This window comes from Herbiconiux oxytropis, assembly GCF_024979315.1.
GTDB classification, from domain to species: domain Bacteria; phylum Actinomycetota; class Actinomycetes; order Actinomycetales; family Microbacteriaceae; genus Herbiconiux; species Herbiconiux oxytropis.
In genome coordinates this window covers 16,539-42,103 of record NZ_JANLCK010000001.1, presented here as the reverse complement: position 1 = coordinate 42,103, position 25,565 = coordinate 16,539, and the positions used below count along the sequence as shown (strand labels likewise).

Below are 25,565 nucleotides of genomic sequence, written 5' to 3'. Positions count from 1 at the left end.
CGTGAGTATCGAAGTCAACAACGAGAGCGCCATCCCGGTCGACGAGGCGACGCTCCTGCGGCTCGCGAGCTACGCGCTCGACCAGATGCACGTGCATCCGGATGCCGAGCTCGCGATCGTGCTCGTCGACGAGGCGGCCATGGAGCAGCTCCACGTGCAGTGGATGGACGAACCGGGCCCCACCGACGTGCTGAGCTTCCCGATGGACGAGCTCCGGCCGGGCACCGAGGAGTCGCCCACGCCCGCGGGTCTCCTCGGCGACGTCGTGGTCTGTCCGCAGGTGGCCGAGACCCAGGCCGAGGCGGCGGGCCACTCCACGCTCGAGGAGATCCTGCTCCTCACCACCCACGGCATCCTGCACCTGCTCGGCTTCGACCACGCCGAGCCCGAGGAGGAGCGCGAGATGTTCGGCATCCAGCGCGACATCCTGGTCGGCTTCGCGATGGACGAGCGCCGCCGCCGGAAATGACGATAGCCCTCTTCCTCGTCGCGGCCTTCGTGCTCGTGGCATTCGGAGGCCTCTTCGCCGCCGTCGACGCGGCGCTGCTCACACTGTCCCGGAGCGATCTGCTCGAGCTCTCCGAGCGCTACCGGGCGAAGCGGTCCCTCACGGCGATCGCCCTCGATCCGGGCGCGCACCTGAACGCGGCGAACTTCGTGCGCGTCGTCTCCGAGACCACCGCCGCCGTGCTCGTCACGATCTCGTTCGCGTTCACGATCGATGAGCTGTGGATCGCGCTCGTGGTCTCCGCGGTGGTCATGACCGCGGTGTCGTTCGTGCTCGTGGGTTCGAGCCCCCGCAGCGTCGGCCGTGTGCACGCGCGGGGCGTCGTCCGCGCGGGAGCCGTCCCTGTCCACGTCGCCCGCGTGGTGCTCGGTCCGTTCGCCAACGCTCTCGTGGCCATCGGCAACCGTGTGACGCCGGGCCGGCCGCGCACGGGAGCTTTCTCCTCCGAGGAGCAGCTGCTCAGCATGGTCGACGAGGCCACGGAGCTCGACGTGCTCGAGGAGGACGACCGCGAGCTCATCCACTCCATCCTCGAGTTCAATGACACCGTCGTGCGCGAAGTGATGATCCCGCGCACCGACATGGTCACGATCGACGACGACGCCACCGTGGGTCACGGACTCGGGCTCTTCCTCAGCAAGGGCGTCTCCCGGATCCCGGTCGTGGTCGACGACGACGTCGATGCCATCTCTGGCGTGCTCTACCTCCGGGATGCCGCGCGCCTGAGCTACGAGCGGCCGCTGCAGCTGGACACCATGCCGGTGAGCGAGCTCGCCCGGCCGCCGCTGTTCATCCCCGAGTCGAAGAAGGTCGACGACACCCTGCGGCAGATGCAGGCCGAGTCGAACCACCTCGCGATGGTCGTCGACGAATACGGCGGCATCGCCGGGCTCGTGACGCTCGAGGACCTCATCGAGGAGCTCGTGGGCGACATCTCCGACGAGTACGACCGCGACGTGGTGGAGGTCGAGCCGCTCGAGGACGGCGGCTACCGGGTGAGCGCCCGCCTGCCGGTGGACGAGCTGGGCGAGCTCTTCGACCTCGAGCTCGACGACGACGACGTCGACTCCGTGGGCGGCCTCCTGGCGAAGTCGCTCGGCCGGCTCGCGGTGGCCGGATCGGTCGCGCGGTCCTCCGGCCTCGTGCTCACCGCCGACCGCGTCGACGGCCGCCGCAAGCGCATCACGACCGTTCTCGTGCACCGCGACCCCGAGGCATCCGCGAGAATGACCGAACCTACCGAGGAGAACTCATGAACCAGCAGCAGGACGACTTCAGGGCGGGGTTCGCGACCTTCGTGGGCCGGCCGAACGTCGGCAAGTCGACGCTCACGAACGCGCTCGTGGGCGAGAAGGTCGCCATCACGAGCTCGAAGCCGCAGACCACCCGGCAGACCATCCGCGGGATCGTGCACGACGAGGCGGGCCAGATCATCGTCGTCGACACCCCCGGCATGCACCGCCCGCGCACCCTCCTGGGTGAGCGGCTCAACTCGCTCGTGCAGACGACGCTCGGCGACGTGGACGTGATCGGGTTCTGCGTGCCGGCTAACGAGAAGATCGGGCCGGGAGACCGGTACATCAACGACCAGCTCGATCAGTACCCGGGGGCGAAGAAGATCGCGGTGGTCACGAAGATCGACTCGGCGTCGAAGCAGCAGGTGGGTGAGCAGCTGCTGGCCGTCTCCGAGCTCCGCGAATGGGACACGGTGATCCCCGTGTCGGCGACCAGCCGCATCCAGCTCGACGTGCTCACGAGCGAGCTCATCCGGCTGTTGCCGAAGTCGGAGAAGCTCTACCCCGACGACCAGTACACCGACGAGGGGCTCGAGTCGCGCATCTCCGAGCTCATCCGCGAAGCCGCGCTCGAGGGCGTGCGCGACGAGCTGCCGCACTCCATCGCCGTGACGATCGACGACATGCGAGAGCGCGACGACAAGGATCTCGTCGAGATCTTCGCCAACCTCTTCGTGGAGCGCGACAGCCAGAAGGGCATCATCATCGGCCCGAAGGGCGCCAGACTCGGCGAGGTCGGATCGCGGGCCCGCGCCCAGATCGAGCCGCTGCTCGGGCGGCAGGTCTACCTCAACATCCGGGTGAAGGTCGCGAAGGACTGGCAGCGCGACCCGAAGCTGCTCGGACGGCTGGGCTTCTGAGCGCGTCGGCTCCCGTTAACCTGAGGCGATAGCCTAGAGCCGTGTCTACCGCAGCGAACCCGTTCGGCCAGGTCCTGGTCGCCATGGTCACCCCGTTCACCGCCGAGGGCGAGGTCGACTGGCCCGCCGCCGAGAAGCTCATCGACGACCTCGTCTCCCACGGAGCCGACGGCATCGTCGTCACGGGCACGACGGGCGAGACCTCCACCCTCACCGACCCGGAGAAGATCCGGCTCGTCGAGGTGGGGAAAGACGTCGCGGCGGGGCGCGCGAAGATCATCACGGGCGGCGGATCGAACGAAACGGCGCACGCCATGCAGCTCGCGCGCCAGAGCGAGAAGGCGGGTGCCGACGGCAACCTCGTCGTCACGCCCTACTACAACAAGCCCACCCAGGCGGGCATCCTCACGCACTTCCGGATGATCGCCGACGCGACAGACCTGCCGGTGATCCTCTACGACATCCCGGGCCGCACCGGTGTGCCGATCAAGTACGAGACGCTGCTGCGCCTCGCGAAGCACCCCAACATCCTCGGTGTGAAAGACGCCAAGGGCGACTTCAGCGAGGTCAGCCGGGTGCTCAACCAGACCGACCTGCTCTACTTCTCGGGCGACGACGCCAACGTGCTGCCGCACCTCGCCATCGGCGCCGTGGGCCTCATCGGTGTCACCGCCAATATCGCGCCGGCGTCGTACCGGGTGATCGTCGACGCGGTCAACGCGGGCGACCTCGCCACCGCCACCGCCGCCCACCGGTCGCTCGAGCCGCTCGTCCGGGCCGTCATGACCCATGTGCCAGGCACGGTCGCGGCCAAGTACATCCTGCACGGCCTCGGCCGCATCGGCAGCCCGCGCGTGCGGCTGCCCCTCGTGGGCCCCGAGGAGTGGGAGGCCGCCCAGATCGAGAACGAGATCGACCTCGTCAAGGACATCCCGGGCCTCGACTTCAAGAACTTCCGCCCCGACCGCAACGCGGCCGCCGGCGGTGCACTGCCGAAAGTAGCGGGCACGACCCGCTGAGTGAAAGAAGCGGGCTACCCCCGCTGAGAGGAGGGCCCATGCAGAGCCCCATTGCAGATCCGCCGCCGCTTCAGCCCGGCACACTCCGAGTCGTCCCCGTGGGCGGACTCGGCGAGATCGGCCGCAACATGACCGTGTTCGAGTACGAGGGCAAGCTCCTCGTCGTCGACTGCGGGGTGCTGTTCCCCGAGGAGCACCAGCCCGGCGTCGACCTGATCCTGCCCGACTTCAGCATCGTGCGCGACCGCCTGCAGGACATCGTGGGGATCGTGCTCACGCACGGCCACGAAGACCACATCGGCGCGGTCCCGTATCTCCTGAAGCTGCGCGAGGACATCCCGCTGATCGGTTCGGCGCTCACGCTCGCGCTCGTCGAGGCGAAGCTCAAGGAGCACCGCATCAAGCCGTACACGCTCGACGTGACCGAGGGCGACATCGAGGATCTCGGCCCGTTCGAGTGCGAGTTCGTGGCCGTCAACCACTCCATCCCGGATGCCCTCGCCGTGGCGATCACGACGCCCGCGGGCACCGTGCTGCACACCGGCGACTTCAAGATGGACCAGCTGCCGCTCGACAACCGGCTCACCGACCTCCGTGCCTTCGCGCGACTCGGCGAGGAGGGCGTCGACCTGTTCCTCGTCGACTCCACGAACGCCGATGTGCCCGGTTTCACGACGCCCGAGCGCGACATCGGACCGGTGCTCGAGGCCGTCATCGCCCGGGCCCCCCGCCGCGTGGTCGTGGCGAGCTTCTCGAGCCACGTGCACCGCGTGCAGCAGGTGCTCGACGCCGCACACGCCAACGGTCGCCGCGTGGCGCTCCTCGGCCGCTCGATGGTGCGCAACATGACCATCGCCGAGGATCTGGGCTACCTGAAGGTCCCCGCGGGCGTGCTCGTCGACTTCAAGAAGGCCGGCGACATCCCCGACAACAAGATCGTCTACATGTCCACCGGGTCGCAGGGCGAGCCGATGGCGGTGCTGTCGCGCATGGTGAACCTCGAGCACCAGATCGAGGTGGGGGAGGGCGACACCGTCATCCTCGCCTCGAGCCTGATCCCGGGCAACGAGAACGCGGTCTACCGCATCATCAACGGGCTCACGAAGCTCGGCGCGAACGTCGTGCACAAGGGCAACGCCAAGGTGCACGTCTCCGGCCACGCGGCCGCGGGCGAGCTGCTCTACTGCTACAACATCCTGAAGCCGAAGAACGTGCTGCCCGTGCACGGCGAGTACCGCCACCTCGTGGCCAACCAGAAGCTCGCCATCGAGACCGGCGTGCCCGAGGAGAACACGATCATCGCGGAGGACGGCACGGTCATCGACCTCCGCGACGGCGTCGCGAAGGTGGTCGGCCAGTACGACCTCGGCTTCGTCTACGTCGACGGCTCGAGCGTGGGCGAGATCACGGATGCCGACCTCAAGGATCGCCGCATCCTCGGCGAGGAGGGCTTCATCTCGATCATCGTCGTGGTGGAGGCCCAGACCGGCCGCATCGTCGTCGGTCCCGAGATCCACGCCAAGGGCTTCGCAGAGGACGACCGGGTCTTCGACGCGGTCAAGCCGAAGATCAGCGCCGCCCTCGCCGAGGCGGCCGAGAACGGCGTGCGCGACTCCCACGCCCTGCAGCAGGTCGTGCGCCGCACGGTCGGCCGCTGGGTCAACTCGAGCCTGCGCCGCCGCCCCATGATCGTGCCGATGGTCATCGAGGCGTAAACCCACCCCACCCCTCTGCCGAGACGTCACTTTCCACACCTAGATCTCGATCTTCGTGTGGAAAGTGACGTCTCGGTCGTGGTTTTGGAGACACCCGAGGTCGTGACGGGGAGAACAGGGCCCGCGCGGGTAGCGTGAAAGCATGGCCACGAGTAGCAAGTCGACGCCCCGCGCGCGGGCGTCATCGGCGCGCGGGACGGCCGCCACCAGCACCCGCAAGACCCCCGCCCGCACCACCGCTCAGAAGACGGTCAAGTACCCCGTGGTGAGCGAGGAGCAGGGTCCCGGCGTCATCACACGGGCCTGGCTCGGGCTCGCGCACGTCGTGGGCGGTGCCGCCCGGGCGTTCGGCCCCGAGAAGCTGGCCAAGGAGGAGCGGCGCGACGGGCTCCCGTTCCTGTTCTTCCTGCTCGCCGTCTCGGGTGCGCTCGTGGAGTGGTTCTTCGCCTCCAGCGCCGTCGCCAACTCGATCAGCGCCTGGACCTTCGGCGGCCTCTTCGGCCGCGTCTCCTACGCGCTCCCGGTCATCATGCTGCTGCTGGCGCTGTGGCTGTTCCGGCATCCGAGCTCGGTGCACGACAACGGCCGGATCGGCATCGGCCTCTCGATCTTCCTCGTCACCGTCTCCGGCCTCTGCCACATCTTCGGCGGCGCCCCCGAGCCTGCCGCGGGGATCGAGCAGCTCGCGGTCGCCGGTGGCGTCGTCGGCTGGCTCGTGGCCGCCCCGTTGATCCTCCTCATCACGCCCATCGGCGCCACGGCCGTGATGATCGTCTTCGGCGTGCTCTCGCTCTTCATCATCACCAAGACCCCGCCCAACCGGATCGGCCGTCGCCTCCGCGAGCTCTACGCCTACCTGTTCGGCGCCCCGGCCCCCGAGGCCGAGGAGGCCAAGCCGGAGAAGCCCGCCAGGGGCTCGAAGGCCAAGGGTTCGGGCGACGCGGATGCCACGGGCTCGATCGACGACATGCTCGACTTCGACGCCGATCGCGTCGGCGACGACGCCCTCCCGTGGTGGCGCCGCAACAAGAGCCAGCGCGAGGAGGACCCCGAGTTCGACACCCCCTCGCTCGCCCCGCGCATCGAGGACCGCACTCCGCCCGCCGAGGAGGGCGCCTTCGCGAGCGCCGCCGAGGTGGTCGACCCGGCCGCTGGAGCGCCGCTGGACCCCGACAGCACCGAGGCCTTCGGCAACGGTCTCCTCCACGACATGGAGGCCGCCGAGCTGGCGATCAAGCGCATCACGGGTGAGGTGCTGCCCGGTCGCCGCCAGACCACGGGCCTGCTCGACGACGAGGGCACCGAGGCGCTCCCCGCCTTCGCGACCCCGCTCCCCGACACCCCGCTCGAGATGACCATGACGGGCGAGGTGTCCGGCATGCCGGCTCCCGCGCCGGCCTCCGACTCGGCGAACTACCGTCTGCCCTCGGTGTCGCACCTCTCCACCGGAGAGCCGTCGAAGGCGCGATCGGCGGCCAACGACGACATCGTGGCGGCCATCACCGACGTCCTCAAGCAGTTCTCGGTCGACGCCTCGGTCACGGGCTTCTCCCGCGGCCCCACCGTCACGCGCTACGAGATCGAGCTCGGCCCCGGCGTGAAGGTCGAGCGCGTCACCGCGCTGTCGAAGAACCTCGCTTACGCGGTCGCGTCCAACGAGGTGCGCATCCTCTCGCCCATCCCCGGCCGGAGCGCGATCGGCATCGAGATCCCGAACACCGACCGCGAGACGGTCTCGCTCGGCGACGTGCTCCGCTCGCAGAAGGCGATGAACGACCCGCACCCGATGACGATCGGTGTCGGCAAAGACGTCGAGGGCAAGTTCGTGCTCGCGAACCTCGCCAAGATGCCCCACCTCCTGGTCGCGGGCTCGACCGGCTCCGGCAAGTCGAGCTTCATCAACTCGATGGTCACGAGCGTGCTCATGCGCGCGAAGCCCAGCGAGGTGCGCATGGTGCTGATCGACCCCAAGCGCGTCGAGCTGACCGCATACCAGGGTGTGCCGCACCTGATCACCCCCATCATCACCAACCCCAAGAAGGCGGCCGAGGCGCTGTCGTGGGTGGTGAAGGAGATGGACATGAGGTACGACGACCTCGAGAGCTTCGGCTTCCGTCACATCGACGACTTCAATCGTGCCGTCATCAACGACGAGATCGTGCTCCCGCCGGCATCGCAGCGCCAGCTGAAGCCCTACCCCTACCTCCTCGTGGTGGTCGACGAGCTCGCCGACCTCATGATGGTCGCCCCGCGCGACGTCGAGGACTCGATCGTGCGCATCACCCAGCTCGCCCGCGCCTCCGGGATCCATCTCGTGCTCGCCACCCAGCGGCCCTCGGTCGACGTCGTCACGGGGCTGATCAAGGCCAACGTGCCGTCGCGCCTCGCCTTCGCCGTCACGAGCGTCACCGACTCCCGCGTCATCCTCGATCAGCCGGGTGCCGACAAGCTGATCGGCCAGGGCGACGCGCTGTTCCTGCCGATGGGCTCGTCGAAGTCCATCCGCGTGCAGGGCGCCTGGGTGCCCGAGAGCGAGATCGCGAAGGTCGTCGAGCACGTCACCAGGCAGGCCCGCCCCGAGTACCGGGACGACGTCGCGGTCACCGCCGAGAAGAAGAACATCGACTCCGACATCGGCGACGATCTCGAGGTGCTGCTGCAGGCGGCGGAGCTCGTGGTGAACACGCAGTTCGGCTCCACGTCGATGCTCCAGCGCAAGCTCAAGGTCGGCTTCGCGAAGGCAGGCCGCCTCATGGATCTGCTCGAGTCGCGGGAGATCGTCGGCCCGTCCGAGGGCTCGAAGGCGCGCGACGTGCTCGTGACCGCCGAGCAGCTGCCCGAGGTGCTGGCGATGCTCCGCGGGGGCGCGGCCGCCGCTCCCGCCGCCCCTGCCACCGCGCCGCCGGCCGCGGTCGTGGCGGCTCCGGTGGAGGCCAATCCGTTCCCGACCGAGTCGCTCGACCAGTACCCTGAGGTGGACGGCGACTCGGATGAGGACGCCTGGGGCCTGACCGGCAGGGAGTAGCACGTGACGAGCACCGAGCACGGCGGCGCGGTGCCGAAGCCGAGCAACTGGAACCTGCCGAACGCCATCACGGTGATCCGGATCCTGCTGGCCCCGGTCTTCTTCGCCATGCTCCTCGCCGACGGCGGCACCGACAGCTGGCTCCGCTGGGCGGCAGCCGTGCTGTTCATCCTCGCCATCGCCACCGACGGCATCGACGGCCACATCGCCCGAAGCCGCAACCTCGTCACCGACCTCGGCAAGCTGCTCGACCCGATCGCCGACAAGGTGCTCACGGGAGCCGCGCTCGTCGGCCTGTCGATCCTCGCCGAGCTGCCCTGGTGGGTCACGATCGTCATCCTCGTGCGAGAGATCGGCATCACCGTGTGGCGCTTCGTTCAGCTGTCGGATCGCGTCATCCCGGCTTCCCGCGGCGGCAAGCTCAAGACCCTGGCCCAGTCGATCGCCATCTCGCTCGCGCTGCTGCCGTTCCCGAGCCTTCTCGGCGACTGGATGAACTGGGTCAACGGCGTGACAATGACCATCGCGGTGCTGCTGACGGTGCTCACCGGCATCGACTACCTCGTGCAGGCCTGGCGCCTCAATCGCAGGCCGGCGGCCGCGGCGTGAGCGAGACCGTCGCGTCCCGGATCATCGCGTCGCTCACCAGGAGCCGCACCACGATCGCCGTCGCAGAATCGCTCACCGGCGGCCTCCTCACCTCCGCGCTCGTCGACGTGCCGGGCGCCTCGGCGGTGCTGCACGGGGGAGTGGTGGCCTACGACACGGCACTCAAGCACAGCGTGCTGGGCGTCGATGCCGAGGTGCTCGCAGCCCATGGCGCCGTGCATCCGGATGTGGCCATGCAGATGGCGGTCGGGGTGCGCACCGCCCTCGAGGTGCGCGGCGAACCGGCCGCGATCGGGCTCTCCACCACGGGGGTGGCCGGTCCGGAGCCGCAGGACGGGCACGACGCGGGAGTCGTCTTCATCGGCCTGGCGATCGGTCACGACGTGCGGAGCTTCCCGCTCCGGCTCGAGGGTGATCGGCGCTCCATCCGCGAGCAGACGGTCGAGCGGGCCCTGGAGATTCTCGAGGACTTCCTGTGAACCGGGAACCGGGGAATGCCCGGGGTTTCGATCACGTTACATCTGACGTCATTCACAAGTATTGTCCAGTCCCCGTCGTTTAGAGTTTCTGCTACGAACCAAAGGGTGAAACCGCGGTTCGAGTGCCACTCGAAAGATCGTGACCGGAACGCAAGGAGGGTCCAGTGATTCTAGTTCGTCAGGAAATCGGCGACGTGCTTCGGGACTTCCGCCTGCAGAAGGGCCGCACCCTTCGTCAAGTGGCAAGCAAGGCGAGCGTCGCACTCGGCTACCTGAGTGAGGTGGAGCGAGGCCAGAAAGAGGCCTCGAGCGAGATTCTCGCCTCCGTGGCCGAAGCGCTCGACACCCCGATCTCGGTGATCATGCGCGAGGTCGGAGACCGTCTCGCCATCGTCGAGGGCATCGATCCCATCCCCGACACCATTCCGGACGAGTTCGTCGCCGACTTCGACGCCGACCTCGTCGCGCGCTGAGCGCGGCAGCTCCTCGGTGAGACTGAGCGAGTTCCGGACAGCGATCGCCGAGGAGTTCGGCGATGCGTACGGCCAGGTCGTCACACGTGATCTCGTGCTCGTCGATCTGGGTGACCACACGGCAGAGCATGCGCTCCGCTCCGGCATCCCCCCGCGAGAGGTGTGGCTCGCGGTGTGCCGGGCGGCAGATGTGCCGCCGCAGCGAAGACACGGCGCCGGGCTCCCCGCCCAGCCCGGCAGCTGAATCGAAGGCCCCCGGATGCGTCCGGGGGCCTTCTCGCATGCCTCGAAGATCGGACGCGACACGCCGGGTTTGTCTCGAACATACCTTCGGATGGGCGTAGGCTCCTGCACAGCGGAAGCAACTCGAACACTTCTCCACAGATGCGTACCCCGTCGGCCCGGTGTCGGTGGTCGTCCCTAACGTGGGGTTCGTTCGAACACTCCCGAGACGCCTTGTCGTTGCCGCCCGGAAAGCTCGGACGCACACGACAGCCTGTGGGCACACCATCGCCGCCGAGAGGCCGCACACACCAGAAGGAGACCGAGATGCCGTCAGAAGCAAATCGTGAGAAAGCACTCGAGACCGCGCTCGCCCAGATCGACCGCCAGTTCGGCAAGGGGTCGGTCATGCGTCTCGGCAGCGACGACCGCGCCCCCGTCGAGGTCATCGCGACCGGTTCGATCGCCCTGGATGTCGCGCTCGGTATCGGAGGGCTCCCGCGCGGCCGCATCGTCGAGATCTACGGTCCGGAATCCTCGGGTAAGACCACGCTGACCCTGCACGCCATCGCCAACGCCCAGCGTGCCGGTGGCATCGCGGCCTTCATCGATGCCGAGCACGCGCTCGATCCGGAGTACGCCAAGAAGCTCGGCGTCGACATCGACTCCCTGCTGGTCTCCCAGCCCGACACGGGTGAGCAGGCACTCGAGATCGCCGACATGCTCGTGCGCTCAGGCTCGATCGATCTGATCGTGATCGACTCCGTGGCGGCCCTCGTGCCGCGCGCCGAGATCGAGGGCGAGATGGGCGACTCGCACGTGGGTCTGCAGGCGCGCCTCATGTCGCAGGCGCTCCGCAAGCTCACCGGTGGCCTCAGCCAGACCAACACCACGATGATCTTCATCAACCAGCTGCGCGAGAAGATCGGGGTGTTCTTCGGCAGCCCCGAGACCACCGCGGGAGGCAAGGCGCTCAAGTTCTACGCCTCCGTGCGGCTCGACATCCGCCGCATCGAGACCCTCAAGGAGGGCACCGATGCGGTCGGAAACCGCACCCGCGTGAAGGTTGTGAAGAACAAGATGGCTCCGCCCTTCAAGCAGGCCGAGTTCGACATCCTCTACGGCATCGGCATCTCCCGCGAAGGCAGCCTGATCGACTTCGGGGTGGAGCACGAGATCGTGCGCAAGTCGGGTGCCTGGTACACCTACGACGGCGACCAGCTCGGGCAGGGCAAGGAGAATTCGCGTCGTTTCCTCACCGAGAACCCCGACATCGCGCTCGAGATCGAGACCAAGATCCTCGCCAAGCTCGGTGTGGGCGAGGCCGGAGCCGCGGCTCTGGCTGCTGCCGACGCAGCGGCCGCCTCGGGCAAGGTCGAGTCCATCCAGCCGAAGATCGCTTCGCGGAAGGGCGCCTAGCGCGTGAACGACATCGTCAGCCTCGATTCGGTCCGTCGTGGGCGGCAGCGCTCCTCGGCGGCCGGGTCGGCTGCCGAGGTCGCCCACCCCGTGTTCGGGCGGCGCTCGTCGTCGTCCGAGGAGGCCGGCACCACGCCTCCGGGGCCTGTGGTGTCATTCCCCGTCACACCGACCACGTGGGCTTCGGAGGACGACCCGGCCGAGGTCGACGACGAGCCCGAGCTGAGCGATGAGGAGCGTCTCGCCCGGGTGAGCGACACCGTCGTGCGCGCTCTCGGCCGTCGTCAGCTCTCTGCGGGCGAGACGCACGACCTGCTCGTGGCTCAAGGCGCCTCGTCCGATGAGGCCGATGTCCTCGTCGCCCGCTACGCCGAATTCGGCTACCTCGACGACTTCGCGCTCGCGGAATCGCTCGTCGAGCGGCTCAGCGAGCGCAACCACAAGAGCCGAGCAGTGATCTCGCGTGAGCTCTCGGCGCGCAAGATCCCGTCCGAACTCGTCACCGAGGCGCTCTCCCGTCTCGACGACGACCACGAGTTCGAGCTCGCCCGCGATGCCGCGATCAAGCGCATCGGGCAGCTCTCCTCGTTCGACGACCAGACGGCCGAGCGGCGCCTGATGGCCTTCCTCACCCGTCGCGGTTTCGCCTCGGGAGTCGTCCGTGAGGTCACCCGCCAGGCCATGTCCACCCGCAAGTCCTCCGGCGGCCCCCGCTTCCGCTGAGTCGGGAGGGGGTCTCCGGGCCGGCTCACAGACCGGCTCGGCTGGGTGGGCCGGCTCAGTTCGTAGACTGGGGGATCATGAGCACCTTGAGCGAAACGCGCACCTACGAGGTGCGCACCTACGGCTGCCAGATGAACGTGCACGACTCCGAGCGGTTGAGCGGATCGCTCGAGGCCGCCGGGTATGTGCCGGCCGACGGCGTCGAGGCGGACGTCGTCGTCATCAACACCTGCGCCGTGCGCGAGAACGCCGACAACAAGCTCTACGGAAACCTGGGTCACCTGGCGTCGGTGAAGCGACGGCACGAGGGCATGCAGATCGCCGTAGGCGGCTGCCTGGCCCAGAAGGACAAGAACGTCATCCTCGACAAGGCTCCGTGGGTGGATGTCGTGTTCGGGACCCACAACATGGGCTCGCTGCCGAGCCTCCTCGAGCGAGCCCGGCACAACGACGAGGCGCAGATCGAGATCCTCGAGTCGCTCGAGACGTTCCCGTCGACCCTGCCCACCAAGCGCGACTCCACCTTCAGTGGCTGGGTCTCCATCTCGGTCGGCTGCAACAACACCTGCACCTTCTGCATCGTGCCCGCTCTCCGCGGCAAGGAGAAGGATCGCCGTCCGGGTGAGATCCTCGCCGAGATCCAGTCGCTCGTCGACGACGGCGCCCTCGAGGTCACGCTGCTCGGCCAGAACGTCAACTCCTACGGCGTCGAGTTCGGCGACCGCCTCGCTTTCGGCAAGCTCCTGCGGGCCGCCGGGCAGATCGAGGGGCTCGAGCGCATCCGCTTCACGAGCCCCCACCCGGCGGCGTTCACCGACGACGTCATCGATGCCATGGCGGAGACACCGGCGGTGATGCCGCAGCTGCACATGCCGCTGCAGTCCGGCTCCGACCGCATCCTCCGCGCCATGCGCCGGTCGTACCGCTCCGCGAAGTTTCTCGGCATCCTCGACCGCGTGCGCGAGAAGATCCCGAACGCGGCGATCTCGACCGACATCATCGTGGGCTTCCCCGGCGAGACCGAAGAGGACTTCCAGGAGACGCTTCGAGTGGTGGAGCAGGCCCGGTTCGCGTCGGCCTTCACGTTCCAGTACTCCATCCGCCCGGGAACGCCGGCGGCCACACTGCCGGACCAGGTCCCTCATGCGATCGTGCAGGAGCGCTACGAGCGCCTCGCCGCCCTGCAGGAGCGCATCTCGCTCGAGGAGAACCAGGGGCTCGTCGGTCGCCGGGTCGAGCTCGTGGTGGCCAACGGTGAGGGGCGGAAAGACACGGCGACGCACCGCCTGAGCGGCCGCGCCGAAGACAGCAGGCTCGTGCACTTCGAGCTGCCGGCGGGCTCACCACGACCGCGTCCGGGAGACGTGGTCTCCGTCGTCATCACGCAGGCCGCTCCCTTCCACCTCCTCGCCGACAGCGACGGGTCGCCGCTCGCCGTGCGCGCCACCCGCGCGGGCGATGCCTGGGACAGGGCAGAGGCCGAGTCCTGCGGTGTTCCCACCGCGGCCGGCGGGTCGGCGACGAGCCCCACGAAGGTCGGTCCTGTGTCACTCGGCCTGCCCACCCTCCGGGTCGGCTCCGCCGCAGGCGCTGCCTCTGCCGCAGGGGCTCACGACCATGGGCCGGGCGTGAGCACCGTCCCCATCTACAGCCCCACCGACGACCTCCGCGGCTAGCTGCGGCATGGTCTCCCACCCGGCACCGGTCTCACCCTCGGCGGGCCCCGCGACCCTCATCGCCGTCGTCGGCGCCACCGGCACGGGAAAGTCGGACCTCTCACTCGACCTCGCCGAGCGATTGGCCGCGGTGGGACGCCAGGCGGAGGTCGTCAACGCCGACGCCATGCAGCTCTACCGCGGCATGGACATCGGCACCGCGAAGCTCCCGCTGCCCGAGCGCCGAGGCATCCCTCACCATCAGCTCGATGTGCTCGAGGTCACCGACGACGCGTCGGTCGCTGCCTACCAGCGTGCGGCCCGGGCCGACATCGACGGCATCCTCGAGCGCGGCGACACGGCCGTGCTCGTCGGGGGATCGGGCCTCTACGTCTCCTCCGTGCTCTTCGACTTCAGTTTCCCCGCGCGCGACGACGCGGTGCGCGCCCGTCTGGAGGCCGAGCTCGAGTCTTCGAGCCCGCGTGCCCTCTACGACCGCCTCAAGGAGGTCGACGCCGCGGCGGCGGCGGCGATCGGCCAGCACAACGGCCGTCGCATCGTGCGCGCGCTCGAGGTGGTCGAGCTCACGGGGGCCCCGCTGTCCGGCACGCTGCCGGATGCGCCCGTGCCGTGGCGACCGGCCACCGTGCTGCGACTCGGCATCCCGCGCCCCGACCTCGTCGAGCGGCTCGATGCGAGGGTCGAGCGGATGTGGGCCGGCGGCCTCCTGGAGGAGGTGGCCGCCCTCGCGCAGAACGGCCTCCGGGAAGGCACGACGGCGGCCCGTGCCATCGGCTATGCCCAGGCCCTCGCCGAGCTCGACGGCCACTCCACGCGCGAAGAGGCGATCGCCGAGGCGCAGTCCCTGACCCGCCGGTACGCCCGCCGTCAGGTGAGCTGGTTCAAGCGCTACGCCGATGCGATCGACGTCGATCCGCTGAGCGCGGACAGCGTGCAGGCGGCTCTCTGCGCCGTCCTAGACTGAATCCCATGCCAGCCGATCTGCACTTCACCAAGGGCCAGGGCACGGGGAACGACTTCGTGCTCTTCACCGACCCCGAGGGTGAAGTCGACCTCGATCCGAGTCAGGTCGCCGCGATCTGCGACCGCCATTTCGGCGTGGGTGCAGACGGTCTCCTCCGCGCCGTGCGCTCGGCGAACATCGACGCGGGCGCCGCGTCGCTCGCCGAAGACCCGGCGGCGGAGTGGTTCATGGACTACCGCAACGCCGACGGCTCGATCGCCGAGATGTGCGGCAACGGCATCCGCGTCTTCGCCCGCTACCTCCTCGACAACGGCCTCGCCACGCTCGAGCCGGGCGAGACCCTCGCCATCGGCACCCGCAGCGGCGTGCGCGACGTGCAGCGCAACACCCTCGGCTTCCAGGCCGACCTCGGTCGCTGGCGGCTCGAGGGCGGTGAGCCGCTCGTGCGTGCCAAGAACCTGCAGGTGGCCCGCCCCGGACTCGGCATCAACCTCGGCAACCCCCACGTGGTGGTCGCTCTCGCCGACGACGCCGAGCTCGACGAGGCCGACCTCTCCTACATCCCCCACCTCGAGCCCTCGCCGGTCGACGGTGCGAACGTCGAGTTCGTGGTGCCGAGCGATCCTCTCGTGCGCGACGGTGTCGGCCACATCCGCATGCGCGTGCACGAGCGGGGGAGCGGCGAGACCCTCTCCTGCGGCACGGGAGCGGCGGCCGCGGCGCTCGCGACCCGCCACTGGGCGGGAGCGGGCGCTCCGAACCAGTGGCGCGTCACCGTGCCGGGCGGAGTCGTGGGGGTGCGGATGTTCCCCACCGAGGACGGCGAGCACGTCGCCCTCTCCGGTCCGGCCGAGCTCGTCTACGAAGGCGATCTCTCGCTCGCCTGACGACTCCCGCGAGCGGCGACGCTAGTCGTCGGCCTGTTCCGCGCGAGCACGCAGCACCCTGAAGCCCTTGGCCGTGGTGGTGCGAGACACCTCGAGGGTCGGGAACTCCCCGTGCAGCCAGCGCTGCAGGGAATCCGAGCCCAGGTTCTTCTGCACCACGAGCCACGCCTCCGCGTCGACCTCGAGTCGGGGCAGCCAGTGCTGCAGCATCGAGTGAAGCACCTCTTTGCCCACACGGATCGGCGGATTCGACCAGATCGTGGCGAATCTCACGTGATCGGGAACATCCTCGGGTCGACAGGCGTTGATGTTCTCGAGACCCATCATGTGACTATTCCGCCGCACCAGATCCAGAGCACGTTCGTTGACGTCCACCGCCCACACCGTGGCGCGCGGTGACTCCAGCGCGAGCGTCAGCGCGATCGGTCCCCAGCCGCAGCCGAGATCGAGCAGATCGCCGACGGCCGGCGGAGTCGGGACGTTCGCCAGCAAGACCTGGGTGCCGGTGTCGACGTGGTCGGGACTGAAGATCTTCGACGACGTGACGACCCGGTGGGGAGAACCCGCGAGGGTGACGTCGATCTCACGGAGCGCCAGCTCTCCGGCGGGTTGCGCCGAGAAGTAGTGCTCGCCCTCCATACCAAGGAATCTAGCAAACAAGGAGACTAGTCTTGACCGCAATGTCAGACCACCAGACTCACGAAGACAGCACGACCGCAGAGGGCGACGACGCCGTCAGCCGGGTGCTGGCGAGCGCCGCGAAGCGCTCGTCCGGCTACTCGCTGTTCGAGCAGGGCGCGGCCCAGGCGCTGCAGCGGCCCGAGACCACGGGCCACGGCGCTCCGGGCTCGGGCTACGACGGCGACCAGTTCGACCGGGAGGATCGCCAGTCGCTCCGCCGCGTGGCCGGGCTCTCGACCGAGCTCGTAGACGTCACCGAGGTCGAGTACCGGCAGCTCCGGCTCGAGAACGTCGTCATCATCGGCGTCTACTCGCAGGGAACGCTCGGCGACGCCGAGAACTCCCTGCGCGAGCTCGCGGCCCTCGCAGAGACCGCGGGAGCCGTCGTGCTCGACGGTCTCCTGCAGCGCCGTCCGTATCCCGACCCCAGCACCTACTTCGGCAAGGGCAAGGCCGAGGAGCTGCGCGCGCTCGTGGCCTCGCTGGGAGCCGACACGGTGATCGCCGACACTGAGCTCGCTCCCAGCCAGCGGCGCGCACTCGAAGACGTCGTGAAGGTCAAGGTGATCGACCGCACGGCCGTCATCCTCGACATCTTCAGCCAGCACGCCAAGAGCCGCGAGGGCAAAGCCCAGGTCGAGCTCGCGCAGCTCGAGTACCTCCTGCCGCGACTGCGCGGCTGGGGTGACTCGATGTCCCGCCAGGCCGGTGGCCAGGTCGGTGGTGCGGGAGCCGGAATGGGCTCGCGCGGACCGGGTGAGACGAAGATCGAGCTCGACCGCCGTCGCATCCACATCCGGATGGCGAAACTGCGCAAGCAGATCAAGGAGATGAAGCCGGCGCGTGACGCCAAGCGGGCCAGCCGCAAGCGCAACGCCGTGCCGAGTGTGGCGATCGCCGGGTACACCAACGCGGGAAAGTCGTCGCTGCTGAACCGCATCACGAGCGCCGGCGTGCTCGTCGAGAACTCCCTGTTCGCGACCCTCGACGCCACCGTGCGCAAGAACGTCACGGCCGACGGCCGGCCCTACACGATCGCCGACACCGTCGGGTTCGTCCGTGCTCTGCCGCACCAGCTCGTGGAGGCCTTCCGGTCGACCCTCGAAGAGGTGGCCGACTCGGATGTCGTGGTGCACGTGGTCGACGGATCCCACCCGGATCCGGCCAGCCAGATCACGACCGTCCGCGACGTGATGGGCGAGGCGGGTGCCCGCGGCATCCCTGAGATCGTGGTGTTCAACAAGAGCGACCTGGTGCCGGAGGACGACCGGCTCGTGCTCAGGGGCCTCGAGCCGAACGCGATCTTCGTGTCGGCCCGCACAGGCGAGGGCATCGCCGAGCTGCTCGCGGCGATCGACGAGATCCTGCCGCGGCCGAGCGTGGAGGTCGACCTTCTCGTCCCCTACGAGCGCGGTGACCTGGTGACGCTCCTGCACGAGAAGAACACCGTGCTCAGCACCGAGTACGAGGAGTCGGGCACCCATGTGCGCGCGCTCGTGAACCCGGAGTTCGAGGAACGCCTTACGGAGTTCGCCGTCCCCCGCTGACCCCTCAGTGAAAACGGTGACGGGCCGCACCCGGTTGCCCCAAGGTGAAGTCCCGGCCGCGAGAGCGACCGGGACTTCACATGCAGCTAAACAGCTCGCAGCACCGCGACGACCTTGCCGAGCACCGTGGCGAAGTCGCCCAGGATGGGTTCAAAGTTGGAGTTGCGGGGGAGGAGCCAGGTGTGGCCGTCGCGCTGGCGGAACACCTTCACTGTGGCCTCCTCGTCGAGCATGGCGGCCACGATGTCGCCGTTCTCGGCGGTGTTCTGCTGACGGATGACGACCCAGTCGCCGTCGCAGATGGCCGCGTCGATCATCGACTCGCCCACGACCTTGAGCATGAAGAGGTCGCCGTTGCCGACGAGCTGGCGGGGGAGCGGGAACACCTCGTCGACCTGCTGCTCGGCGGTGATCGGGATTCCGGCGGCGATGCGGCCGACGAGCGGCACGAGCGTGGCGTCTCCGACGGGGGGCGCGGAGTCGGCGTCCGGCGAGGGTGCATCCTCGAGGCTCGGCACGTCGATCAGCACCTCCATGGCGCGAGGGCGGTTCGGATCGCGGCGGAGGTAGCCGGAGAGCTCGAGCTGGTTGAGCTGGTGTGTGACGCTCGACAGGGAGGCCAGACCGACGGCGTCGCCGATCTCGCGCATGCTCGGCGGGTAGCCGCGTGACAACACGGAGCGCTGGATCACGTCGAGGATCGCCAGCTGCTTGTCGCTGAGGCTCTTGCGTCGCCTGGTGCGCCCGGTGTCGTTCGCCACGTCTCCTGCTTTCTGCGCTCCGTCTTGATGCGCTCATCTCGATGCGCTCCATCGCCCCGTCCTGGGCCATCGCTGACCCAGTGTCGGTGGCTGCTGGTTGAGTTCACCTGTCGATCGAAACTGTATCCGAGAAGTGCTCGAAAACACACATATGTTCGAGTGTGTCGCCGACTCTTCGAGGTGAGACCGCTTGACGAACCACTAATTCGAATATACATTCGGAACAAGACTTCGTATCGGTGCTCCCGGCCGAGCGCCGGTACGAACCCTTCAGGAGGAATCATGAGCTACGCAGCACCTCTCCGCACCACCCGCACCGCATCCGTCGCCGCATCTGGCGCGCCCACCTCCGCCACGCCGACTGTGCGGCTGCGCATCACCGCCCGTGGCCGTGCCGTGCTCGCCGCCGTGGTGGCGCTGCCAATCATCCTCGTGCTCGGGTTCTTCGCGATGTTCAGCGGGGGTTCTGCCGTGGCGACCGGCAGCAACGCGGGTGCCGAGTTCGACTACCTGACGGTGAAGGCCGGCCAGAGCCTGTGGGTCATCGCCGAGACGCTCGCTCCCGAAGCCGATCCGCGCGACGTCATCGCCGAGATCATGAGCCTCAACCAGCTGAGTGAGTCCGCAGTGCAGCCCGGCCAGCGCATCGCCGTGCCGGCAGACCTCGCGAAGTAGTGCAGACCTCGCGGAGTAGTTCGGTGGCCGAGCCACCGATCCGGTTGCGTTCGGTGCTCTGGCCCCGGCGGGCACCCCGGACGACCTCGTAGAATTCTTCGAGTGACCTCCCTCTCCGACCTCCCCATCCGAGACGACCTCCGGGGCCTCGAGCCCTACGGCGCTCCGCATCTGCACCTGCCGGTCGAGCTCAACGTCAACGAGAACACGCACCCCATCCCCGAAGACGTGGCGCGCGACATCATCGAGTCGGTCGCGAGGGAACTGCTCACCGTGAACCGCTACCCGGATCGCGAGTTCACGGCCCTTCGCGAATCGCTGGCCGGCTACCTCGTGAGCACCGAGCCCGGACTGGAACTCGGCCCCGAGGGCATCTGGGCCGCCAACGGGTCGAACGAGATCCTCCAGCAGATCCTCATGGCCTTCGGGGGGCCGGGCCGCTCCGTGCTCGGCTTCCCTCCCACCTACTCGATGCACTCGATCATCGCCCACGCCACGGGAACGCGCTGGATCGCGGGGGAGCGCGATGCCGACTACCTCATCTCCCCCGAGACCGCGGTCGACTGGGTGCGACGCTCTGAGCCCGACATCGTCTTCCTCTGCTCACCCAACAACCCCACCGGCACGGCTCTCGGGCTCGACACCATCAACGCGGTCTACGACGCGTTCGACGGCGTCGTCGTGGTCGACGAGGCCTATGCGGAGTTCACGGCCGAGGGCGAGCCCACCGCGCTGAGCCTGCTCGAGGGCCGTCCGCGCCTGATCGTCTCGCGCACCATGAGCAAGGCGTTCGCCTTCGCGGGGGCCCGGCTCGGCTACCTCGCCGCCGATCCGGCGGTCACCGACGCGTTGAGGCTCGTGCGGCTGCCCTACCACCTCTCGGCCCTCACCCAGGCTGCAGCGGTCGCAGCCCTCGCACACGCGCCCGAGATGCTGGCGATGGTCGACGACATCAAATTCCAGCGCGACCGCATCGAGCGGGGGCTGGCCGAGCTCGGCTACTACCCGTGGCCGAGTGCGGCGAACTTCGTCCTGTTCGGTGGAGTCTCCGATCCCGAGGGTCTCTGGCAGCAGCTGCTCGAGCGCGGCATCATCATCCGCAACCTCAGCATCCCCGGTCACCTGCGGGTGAGCGCGGGCACGGCGGCCGAGACCACGGCGTTCCTCGACGCCATGCGCGAGTTGACCCCTCGGTAGGATTGTCACCATGACCGCACCCCGCAACGCCCGCCTGCAGCGCGAGACCAGCGAGTCGTCGATCGAGCTCTCGCTCGACCTCGACGGCACGGGCGTCTCCGACATCCAGACCTCGGTGCCGTTCTACGACCACCTGCTGACCGCGTTCGCGAAGCACTCGCTCACCGACCTCACCGTGCGGGCGAAGGGCGACATCGAGATCGACGTGCACCACACGGTGGAGGACACGGGGATCCTGCTCGGTCAGGCCATCCGGCAGGCGCTCGGCGACAAGTCGGGCATCTCCCGCTTCGGCGATGCGCTCGTGCCCCTCGACGAGGCCCTCGTGCAGGCCGTCGTCGACATCTCGGGCCGCCCCTACCTCGTGCACACGGGGGAGCCCGCGGGCTTCGAGTTCCACCTCATCGGCGGTCACTTCACGGGATCGATGGTGCGCCACGTGTTCGAGGCCATCACGTTCAACGCCGGCCTCACCGTTCACGTCACGGTGCTGAACGGCCGCGATCCGCACCACATCGCAGAAGCCGAGTTCAAGGCCTTCGCCCGCGCGTTCCGCCAGGCCAAGGCGCTCGACCCGCTCGTGTCGGGCATCCCTTCCACCAAGGGGGCTCTGTGACCGCGCGCCCGAACGTCGTGCTGCTCGACTACGGCAGCGGCAACATCCACTCCGCGGCCAAGGCCCTCGAGCGCGCCGGCGCCGATGTGACCGTCACGGGCGACCGTGCCGCCGCCCTCGAGGCCGACGGTCTCGTCGTGCCCGGCGTCGGCGCCTTCAGCGCGGTCATGGAACAGCTCGCGGCCGTGCGCGGCGGCGAGGTCATCGACAGGCGGCTCGCCGGTGGCCGTCCGGTGCTCGGGATCTGCGTGGGCATGCAGGTCATGTTCGCTGACGGCATCGAGCGCGGCATCGACACCGAGGGTCTCGGCGAGTGGCCGGGCACGGTGCGCCCGCTCGAGGCCGACGTGGTGCCGCACATGGGGTGGAACACGGTCGACGCGCCCACGGACTCGGTGCTGTTCGACGGCATCCGCGACGAACGCTTCTACTTCGTGCACTCCTACGCCGCGCAGGACTGGCACCTCACTCCGGATGTCACGCACCGGCCGCCGATGGTCACCTGGTCCGAGCACGGATCCCGGTTCGTCGCCGCCGTGGAGAACGGGCCCCTCTCGGCCACACAGTTCCACCCCGAGAAGTCCGGCGAGGCCGGCATCCGCCTGCTCGCGAACTGGATCGGCACGCTCCGCTGAGATCCGTTTCGACGTGGCCAGCGCGAGTCGCTACTATCGCGGGGGGCAGTCGCACGCAGCCAGCCGAGTCGTGCGGGGCCGGAACGAGAGAAGAGTGATGAGCGAGTTCAACAAGGCGCCGAAGCTGGTGCTGCTCCCCGCGGTCGACGTCGCCTCAGGCAAGGCCGTGCGCCTGACCCAGGGCAAAGCCGGCACCGAGACGCATCACGGCGACCCCGTCGACGCCGCAGCGGATTGGATCTCGCAGGGTGCCGAGTGGATCCACCTCGTCGACCTCGATGCCGCCTTCGGTCGTGGCAGCAACCTCGGCGTGATCAAGAAGGTCATCCGTCAGGCCAAGGGTGTCAACGTCGAGGTCTCCGGGGGCATCCGCGACGACGAGAGCCTCGAGACGGCGCTCGAGTCCGGTGCCAAGCGCATCAACCTCGGCACCGCGGCGCTGGAGAACCCCGAGTGGGCCGCCAACGTCATTGCGCAGTACGGCGAGGCCGTGGCCGTGGGCCTCGACGTGCGCGGCACCACGCTCGCCGCCCGGGGCTGGACGCAAGACGCCGGCGACCTCTGGGCCGTCATGGATCGCCTCGAGGAAGCCGGCTGTGCGCGCTACGTCGTGACCGACGTCACGAAGGACGGCACGCTCAAAGGCCCGAACGTCGACCTGCTCCGCCAGGTCATGGAGCGCACCTCACGCCCCGTCATCGCCTCCGGCGGCATCTCGAGCCTCGACGACCTCGCCGAGCTCCGGGAGCTCGTGCCGCTCGGTCTCGAGGGTGCGATCGTGGGCCGCGCGCTCTACTCGGGCGCGTTCACCCTCGCCGAGGCGCTGGACGTGGCATCTGACTGACGACGGCCACGGCGAGGCAGACAGCCATTCCGGCGCCGACTCCGCCGGCCAGCCCTGGAAGGGCCGCCACTTCGAGCCCCACGGCCATGAGGCCGATGACGGCAGCGCTCCTCAGGTGATCCTCGACGCCCTGACCGCCTTCCGCGACGGCCGGTCAGGTCCGGAGGCCGTCGTCGACGCGCTCCGCGGCATCCGGCTGCTCGTACCCCTGGTCGCCCACGCCGGCGACGAAGGCGTGACGGATGCGGGCCTCCGGGTCGACAAGACCCAGGAGCTCTCGCTCGTCACGGTCAGCGGCCCCGGCGGTCGCACGGTTCTCCCCGCCTTCACCTCGGTCACCGCGCTCGCGGCCTGGAACCCGAAGGCCCGGCCCATCCCCGTCGATGCACGCAGGGCCGCCCTGGCGGCGGCGGCGGAGGGCACCGAGCTCGTCGTGCTCGACCCCGGCTCGCCCACCGAGTTCGTCGTCCGCCGTCCGGCCGTCTGGGCGCTCGCCCAGGGCGAGCCCTGGCTGCCTGCTCCTCAGGATCCGGATGTCGTCGACGCCTTCGAGTTCGCCACCCGCGACGAGCCGGCCGTCGCCGGCATCCGGGTGGTCGGGGGAGACCCGGAGGCGCGCCTCCGCGGCCCCGAGGTCGTCGCGGTGCTCGCCCTCGTGCCCGGGCTCGATCAGCCCGCCCTCGACGCCCTGATCGGCCGCCTGCAGCACCGCTGGGCGGAGAGCACCGTCATCGCCGAGCGGGTCGACTCGCTCGGCGTGCGGATCACCGCACTCAGCTGACGGGGCCGGTGTACTTCTCGCCGGGGCCCTCGCCCACCGCATCCTGGATGACGGATGCCTCGCGGAACGCGAGCTGGAGCGAGCGGAGCCCGTCGCGGAGGCTCCTCGCGTGCTGGTCGCCGAGGAACGGCGCCGACGCCGTCACGAGCCCGGCCAGCGCCGTGATGAGCTTGCGCGCCTCGTCGAGGTCGGTCTCGACGTCGGGGTCGTCCGAGAGCCCGCACTTCACGGCCGCCGCGCTCATGAGGTGCACGGCCGCGGTGGTCACGATCTCGATCGCGGGCACCTCCGCGATGTCGCGGATGGCGGACGACGAGTCGTCGGGCAGACTGGTTTCACTCATCGAGAGAAGTCCTTCGCTATTAGGGCCGAGTCTCTGATAGACTCTCTGCGGCTCTGAGGCCATTGGTCTCAGTACGAAAGTGGAGAATCTCCCACCCGCGCATAACCGCCTCAACAGGTTACCGGGTCATTGCACTCCCTGAGTTGATGCCTGGGCTACGGCCCACGGGATCAGCGCAGAGACAGGGTGTGGTGTGATGCACATCAGCGTGCGCACATCGAGGGATGTCCTTTGCTTTCGTGACCACACACGAAACTAAGGAGCAACGCATCAGCGATCCCCGTACCAACGACCGTATTCGAGTCCCCGAGGTCCGCCTCGTGGGCCCCGGCGGCGAGCAGGTCGGCGTCGTCAGCATCGACGTCGCCCTTCGGCTTGCCCAGGAGGCTGACCTCGACCTGGTCGAGGTCGCACCCAACTCCAAGCCCCCGGTCGCGAAGATCATGGACTACGGAAAGTTCAAGTACGAAGCCGCGCAGAAGGCCAAGGAGGCCCGCCGCAACCAGGCCAACACGATCCTCAAAGAGGTCCGTTTCCGCCTGAAGATCGACGTGCACGACTACGAGACCAAGCGCAAGCGCGCCGAGGGCTTCCTGAAGGCCGGCGACAAGGTCAAGGCGATGATCCTCTTCCGCGGCCGCGAGCAGTCGCGCCCCGATCAGGGCGTCCGTCTGCTCCAGCGCTTCGCGGAGGACGTGGCCGAGTTCGGCACCGTCGAGTCCACCCCCACCATCGATGGCCGCAACATGGTCATGGTGATCGGTCCGCTCAAGAACAAGTCAGAGGCCAAGGCCGAGCAGAACGCCAAGCGCGATGCGTCCAAGGCACATGCCCGCGAAGGCGATGCGCCCGCCGCCGATGCGCCCGCCGCCGAAGCCCCCCAGAACTCCGACCCGGCACCGGCTTCACCGGCTGCCGCGGCCGAGTAGCACCCACTCCGGCCGTCCCGGCCGCGACAAGCCCGAACAACACGAGGAGAACCCCATGCCCAAGATGAAGACGCACTCCGGTGCCAAGAAGCGATTCAAGGTCACCGGTACCGGCAAGCTGATGAAGCAGCAGGCCGGCATGCGCCACAACCTGGAGGTCAAGGCCCCGGGGCGCAAGGCTCGCCTGAACAAGGACCAGACGCTGTCCAAGGCCGACACCAAGGTCGCCAAGAAGCTTCTCGGCCTGTAGTCCACCGACTGCTGCCGACCAGAGACACGAAGGAAAAGAACAATGGCAAGAGTGAAGAGGGCCGTCAACGCCCACAAGAAGCGTCGGGTCATCCTCGAGCGCGCCGCGGGCTACCGCGGTCAGCGGTCGCGCCTCTACCGCAAGGCGAAGGAGCAGGTCACCCACTCGTTCGTCTACTCCTACCGTGACCGCCGTGCGCGCAAGGGCGACTTCCGCCGTCTGTGGATCCAGCGCATCAACGCCGCCTCGCGTGCGAACGGCCTGACCTACAACCGCTTCATCCAGGGTCTCGCCCTGGCCGGCATCCAGGTCGACCGTCGCATGCTCGCCGAGCTGGCCGTCAACGAGCCCGCCACCTTCGCGGCGATCGTCGCGAGCGCCAAGGCCGCTCTTCCCGCCGACACCTCGGCACCGAAGACCGCCGCGTAGCGA

28 protein-coding genes are annotated in these 25,565 nt (G+C 68.8%); 25 read left to right on the top strand and 3 right to left on the bottom strand.

Translation table 11 applies throughout. From position 1 onward, the window contains the following. The first annotated feature begins 1 nt into the window (after position 1). The 15 genes from ybeY (at position 2) to dapF (ending at position 15,874) form a co-directional block, all read left to right on the top strand. Positions 2-469 (top strand): rRNA maturation RNase YbeY, encoded by a 468-nt coding sequence (ybeY, locus tag N1028_RS00220; RefSeq protein WP_259524737.1) that lies wholly within the window; start codon positions 2-4, stop codon positions 467-469. Continuing rightward, positions 466-1,764 carry a hemolysin family protein gene (locus tag N1028_RS00215; protein ID WP_259524736.1) on the top strand — a complete coding sequence of 433 codons (1,299 nt, stop codon included), beginning with the start codon at positions 466-468 and terminating at the stop codon, positions 1,762-1,764. Before ybeY ends, N1028_RS00215 begins: the two co-directional genes overlap by 4 nt. Next, a complete protein-coding gene (era, locus tag N1028_RS00210; RefSeq protein WP_259524735.1) occupies positions 1,761-2,663 on the top strand; it encodes a GTPase Era in 903 nt (300 codons plus the stop codon). The genes N1028_RS00215 and era overlap by 4 nt, the downstream gene beginning before the upstream one ends. Before the next feature lie 41 nt (positions 2,664-2,704). After that, entirely contained in the window at positions 2,705-3,682 is a 978-nt protein-coding gene (gene dapA / locus N1028_RS00205) for a 4-hydroxy-tetrahydrodipicolinate synthase (RefSeq protein WP_259524734.1), read from the top strand. Positions 3,683-3,720: 38 nt separating this feature from the next. Further along, positions 3,721-5,397: a ribonuclease J gene (locus tag N1028_RS00200; RefSeq protein WP_259524733.1), complete on the top strand. Its 1,677-nt coding sequence runs from the start codon at positions 3,721-3,723 to the stop codon at positions 5,395-5,397. A gap of 142 nt (positions 5,398-5,539) precedes the next feature. After that, entirely contained in the window at positions 5,540-8,422 is a 2,883-nt protein-coding gene (locus tag N1028_RS00195; protein ID WP_259524732.1) for an FtsK/SpoIIIE family DNA translocase, read from the top strand. Between the two features lie 3 nt (positions 8,423-8,425). Beyond that, on the top strand, positions 8,426-9,031 hold the full coding sequence (gene pgsA, locus N1028_RS00190; protein ID WP_259524731.1) for a CDP-diacylglycerol--glycerol-3-phosphate 3-phosphatidyltransferase: 606 nt from the start codon (positions 8,426-8,428) through the stop codon (positions 9,029-9,031). After that, the gene (locus N1028_RS00185; RefSeq protein WP_259524730.1) at positions 9,028-9,510 is read left to right on the top strand and encodes a CinA family protein; all 483 of its coding nucleotides are present in this window, start codon (positions 9,028-9,030) and stop codon (positions 9,508-9,510) included. Before pgsA ends, N1028_RS00185 begins: the two co-directional genes overlap by 4 nt. Before the next feature lie 164 nt (positions 9,511-9,674). Continuing rightward, complete coding sequence (locus tag N1028_RS00180; RefSeq protein WP_259524729.1) at positions 9,675-9,983, top strand: helix-turn-helix domain-containing protein; 309 nt, start codon at positions 9,675-9,677, stop codon at positions 9,981-9,983. Positions 9,984-9,999: 16 nt separating this feature from the next. Then, on the top strand, positions 10,000-10,227 hold the full coding sequence (locus tag N1028_RS00175) for a DUF3046 domain-containing protein (protein ID WP_259524728.1): 228 nt from the start codon (positions 10,000-10,002) through the stop codon (positions 10,225-10,227). Positions 10,228-10,532: 305 nt separating this feature from the next. Next, complete coding sequence (gene recA, locus N1028_RS00170; protein ID WP_259524727.1) at positions 10,533-11,624, top strand: recombinase RecA; 1,092 nt, start codon at positions 10,533-10,535, stop codon at positions 11,622-11,624. A 3-nt stretch (positions 11,625-11,627) separates the two neighbouring features. Next, positions 11,628-12,347, top strand: a complete 720-nt coding sequence (locus N1028_RS00165; RefSeq protein WP_259524726.1) for a regulatory protein RecX — start codon at positions 11,628-11,630, stop codon at positions 12,345-12,347. 77 nt (positions 12,348-12,424) lie between these two features. Then, positions 12,425-14,023, top strand: a complete 1,599-nt coding sequence (gene miaB, locus N1028_RS00160) for a tRNA (N6-isopentenyl adenosine(37)-C2)-methylthiotransferase MiaB (RefSeq protein WP_259524725.1) — start codon at positions 12,425-12,427, stop codon at positions 14,021-14,023. 7 nt (positions 14,024-14,030) lie between these two features. Continuing rightward, on the top strand, positions 14,031-14,987 hold the full coding sequence (gene miaA / locus N1028_RS00155) for a tRNA (adenosine(37)-N6)-dimethylallyltransferase MiaA (RefSeq protein ID WP_259524724.1): 957 nt from the start codon (positions 14,031-14,033) through the stop codon (positions 14,985-14,987). A 5-nt stretch (positions 14,988-14,992) separates the two neighbouring features. Next, entirely contained in the window at positions 14,993-15,874 is an 882-nt protein-coding gene (gene dapF, locus N1028_RS00150; protein ID WP_259524723.1) for a diaminopimelate epimerase, read from the top strand. Positions 15,875-15,895: 21 nt separating this feature from the next. Here dapF and N1028_RS00145 read toward each other — a convergent pair whose 3' ends face one another. Beyond that, a complete protein-coding gene (locus tag N1028_RS00145) occupies positions 15,896-16,513 on the bottom strand; it encodes a class I SAM-dependent methyltransferase (RefSeq protein WP_259524722.1) in 618 nt (205 codons plus the stop codon). Positions 16,514-16,554: 41 nt separating this feature from the next. Between N1028_RS00145 and hflX the strand changes: the two genes are divergently transcribed. After that, positions 16,555-18,102 (top strand): GTPase HflX, encoded by a 1,548-nt coding sequence (gene hflX / locus N1028_RS00140; RefSeq protein WP_259525314.1) that lies wholly within the window; start codon positions 16,555-16,557, stop codon positions 18,100-18,102. A gap of 86 nt (positions 18,103-18,188) precedes the next feature. Here the strand turns inward: hflX and lexA are convergent, their stop codons facing one another. Beyond that, on the bottom strand, positions 18,189-18,863 hold the full coding sequence (gene lexA, locus N1028_RS00135) for a transcriptional repressor LexA (RefSeq protein ID WP_259524721.1): 675 nt from the start codon (positions 18,861-18,863) through the stop codon (positions 18,189-18,191). A 282-nt stretch (positions 18,864-19,145) separates the two neighbouring features. On the opposite strand from lexA, the gene N1028_RS00130 reads away from it, so the two are divergent. From N1028_RS00130 to N1028_RS00105, 6 genes are all read left to right on the top strand, one after another. Beyond that, the gene (locus tag N1028_RS00130; RefSeq protein WP_259524720.1) at positions 19,146-19,538 is read left to right on the top strand and encodes a LysM peptidoglycan-binding domain-containing protein; all 393 of its coding nucleotides are present in this window, start codon (positions 19,146-19,148) and stop codon (positions 19,536-19,538) included. 102 nt (positions 19,539-19,640) lie between these two features. Then, positions 19,641-20,735, top strand: a complete 1,095-nt coding sequence (locus tag N1028_RS00125) for a histidinol-phosphate transaminase (protein ID WP_259524719.1) — start codon at positions 19,641-19,643, stop codon at positions 20,733-20,735. Between the two features lie 10 nt (positions 20,736-20,745). Continuing rightward, the gene (gene hisB / locus N1028_RS00120) at positions 20,746-21,351 is read left to right on the top strand and encodes an imidazoleglycerol-phosphate dehydratase HisB (RefSeq protein WP_259524718.1); all 606 of its coding nucleotides are present in this window, start codon (positions 20,746-20,748) and stop codon (positions 21,349-21,351) included. Next, complete coding sequence (gene hisH, locus N1028_RS00115; protein ID WP_259524717.1) at positions 21,348-21,986, top strand: imidazole glycerol phosphate synthase subunit HisH; 639 nt, start codon at positions 21,348-21,350, stop codon at positions 21,984-21,986. The genes hisB and hisH overlap by 4 nt, the downstream gene beginning before the upstream one ends. Positions 21,987-22,083: 97 nt before the next feature. Continuing rightward, positions 22,084-22,830, top strand: coding sequence for a bifunctional 1-(5-phosphoribosyl)-5-((5-phosphoribosylamino)methylideneamino)imidazole-4-carboxamide isomerase/phosphoribosylanthranilate isomerase PriA (gene priA, locus N1028_RS00110; protein WP_259524716.1), 747 nt, complete (start codon positions 22,084-22,086; stop codon positions 22,828-22,830). Then, a complete protein-coding gene (locus tag N1028_RS00105) occupies positions 22,823-23,611 on the top strand; it encodes an SseB family protein (RefSeq protein ID WP_259525312.1) in 789 nt (262 codons plus the stop codon). Before priA ends, N1028_RS00105 begins: the two co-directional genes overlap by 8 nt. Here the strand turns inward: N1028_RS00105 and N1028_RS00100 are convergent. Beyond that, a complete protein-coding gene (locus N1028_RS00100; RefSeq protein WP_259524715.1) occupies positions 23,604-23,954 on the bottom strand; it encodes a DUF1844 domain-containing protein in 351 nt (116 codons plus the stop codon). The genes N1028_RS00105 and N1028_RS00100 overlap by 8 nt on opposite strands. Positions 23,955-24,193: 239 nt before the next feature. On the opposite strand from N1028_RS00100, the gene infC reads away from it, so the two are divergent. Genes infC through rplT form a run of 3 tightly spaced genes read left to right on the top strand, consistent with a single transcriptional unit; the run spans position 24,194 to position 25,562 of the window. Then, a complete protein-coding gene (gene infC / locus N1028_RS00095) occupies positions 24,194-24,883 on the top strand; it encodes a translation initiation factor IF-3 (RefSeq protein WP_259524714.1) in 690 nt (229 codons plus the stop codon). 55 nt (positions 24,884-24,938) lie between these two features. Then, positions 24,939-25,133 (top strand): 50S ribosomal protein L35, encoded by a 195-nt coding sequence (gene rpmI / locus N1028_RS00090; protein WP_259524713.1) that lies wholly within the window; start codon positions 24,939-24,941, stop codon positions 25,131-25,133. Positions 25,134-25,175: 42 nt separating this feature from the next. Continuing rightward, a complete protein-coding gene (gene rplT / locus N1028_RS00085) occupies positions 25,176-25,562 on the top strand; it encodes a 50S ribosomal protein L20 (protein WP_259524712.1) in 387 nt (128 codons plus the stop codon). Positions 25,563-25,565: the final 3 nt, after the last annotated feature.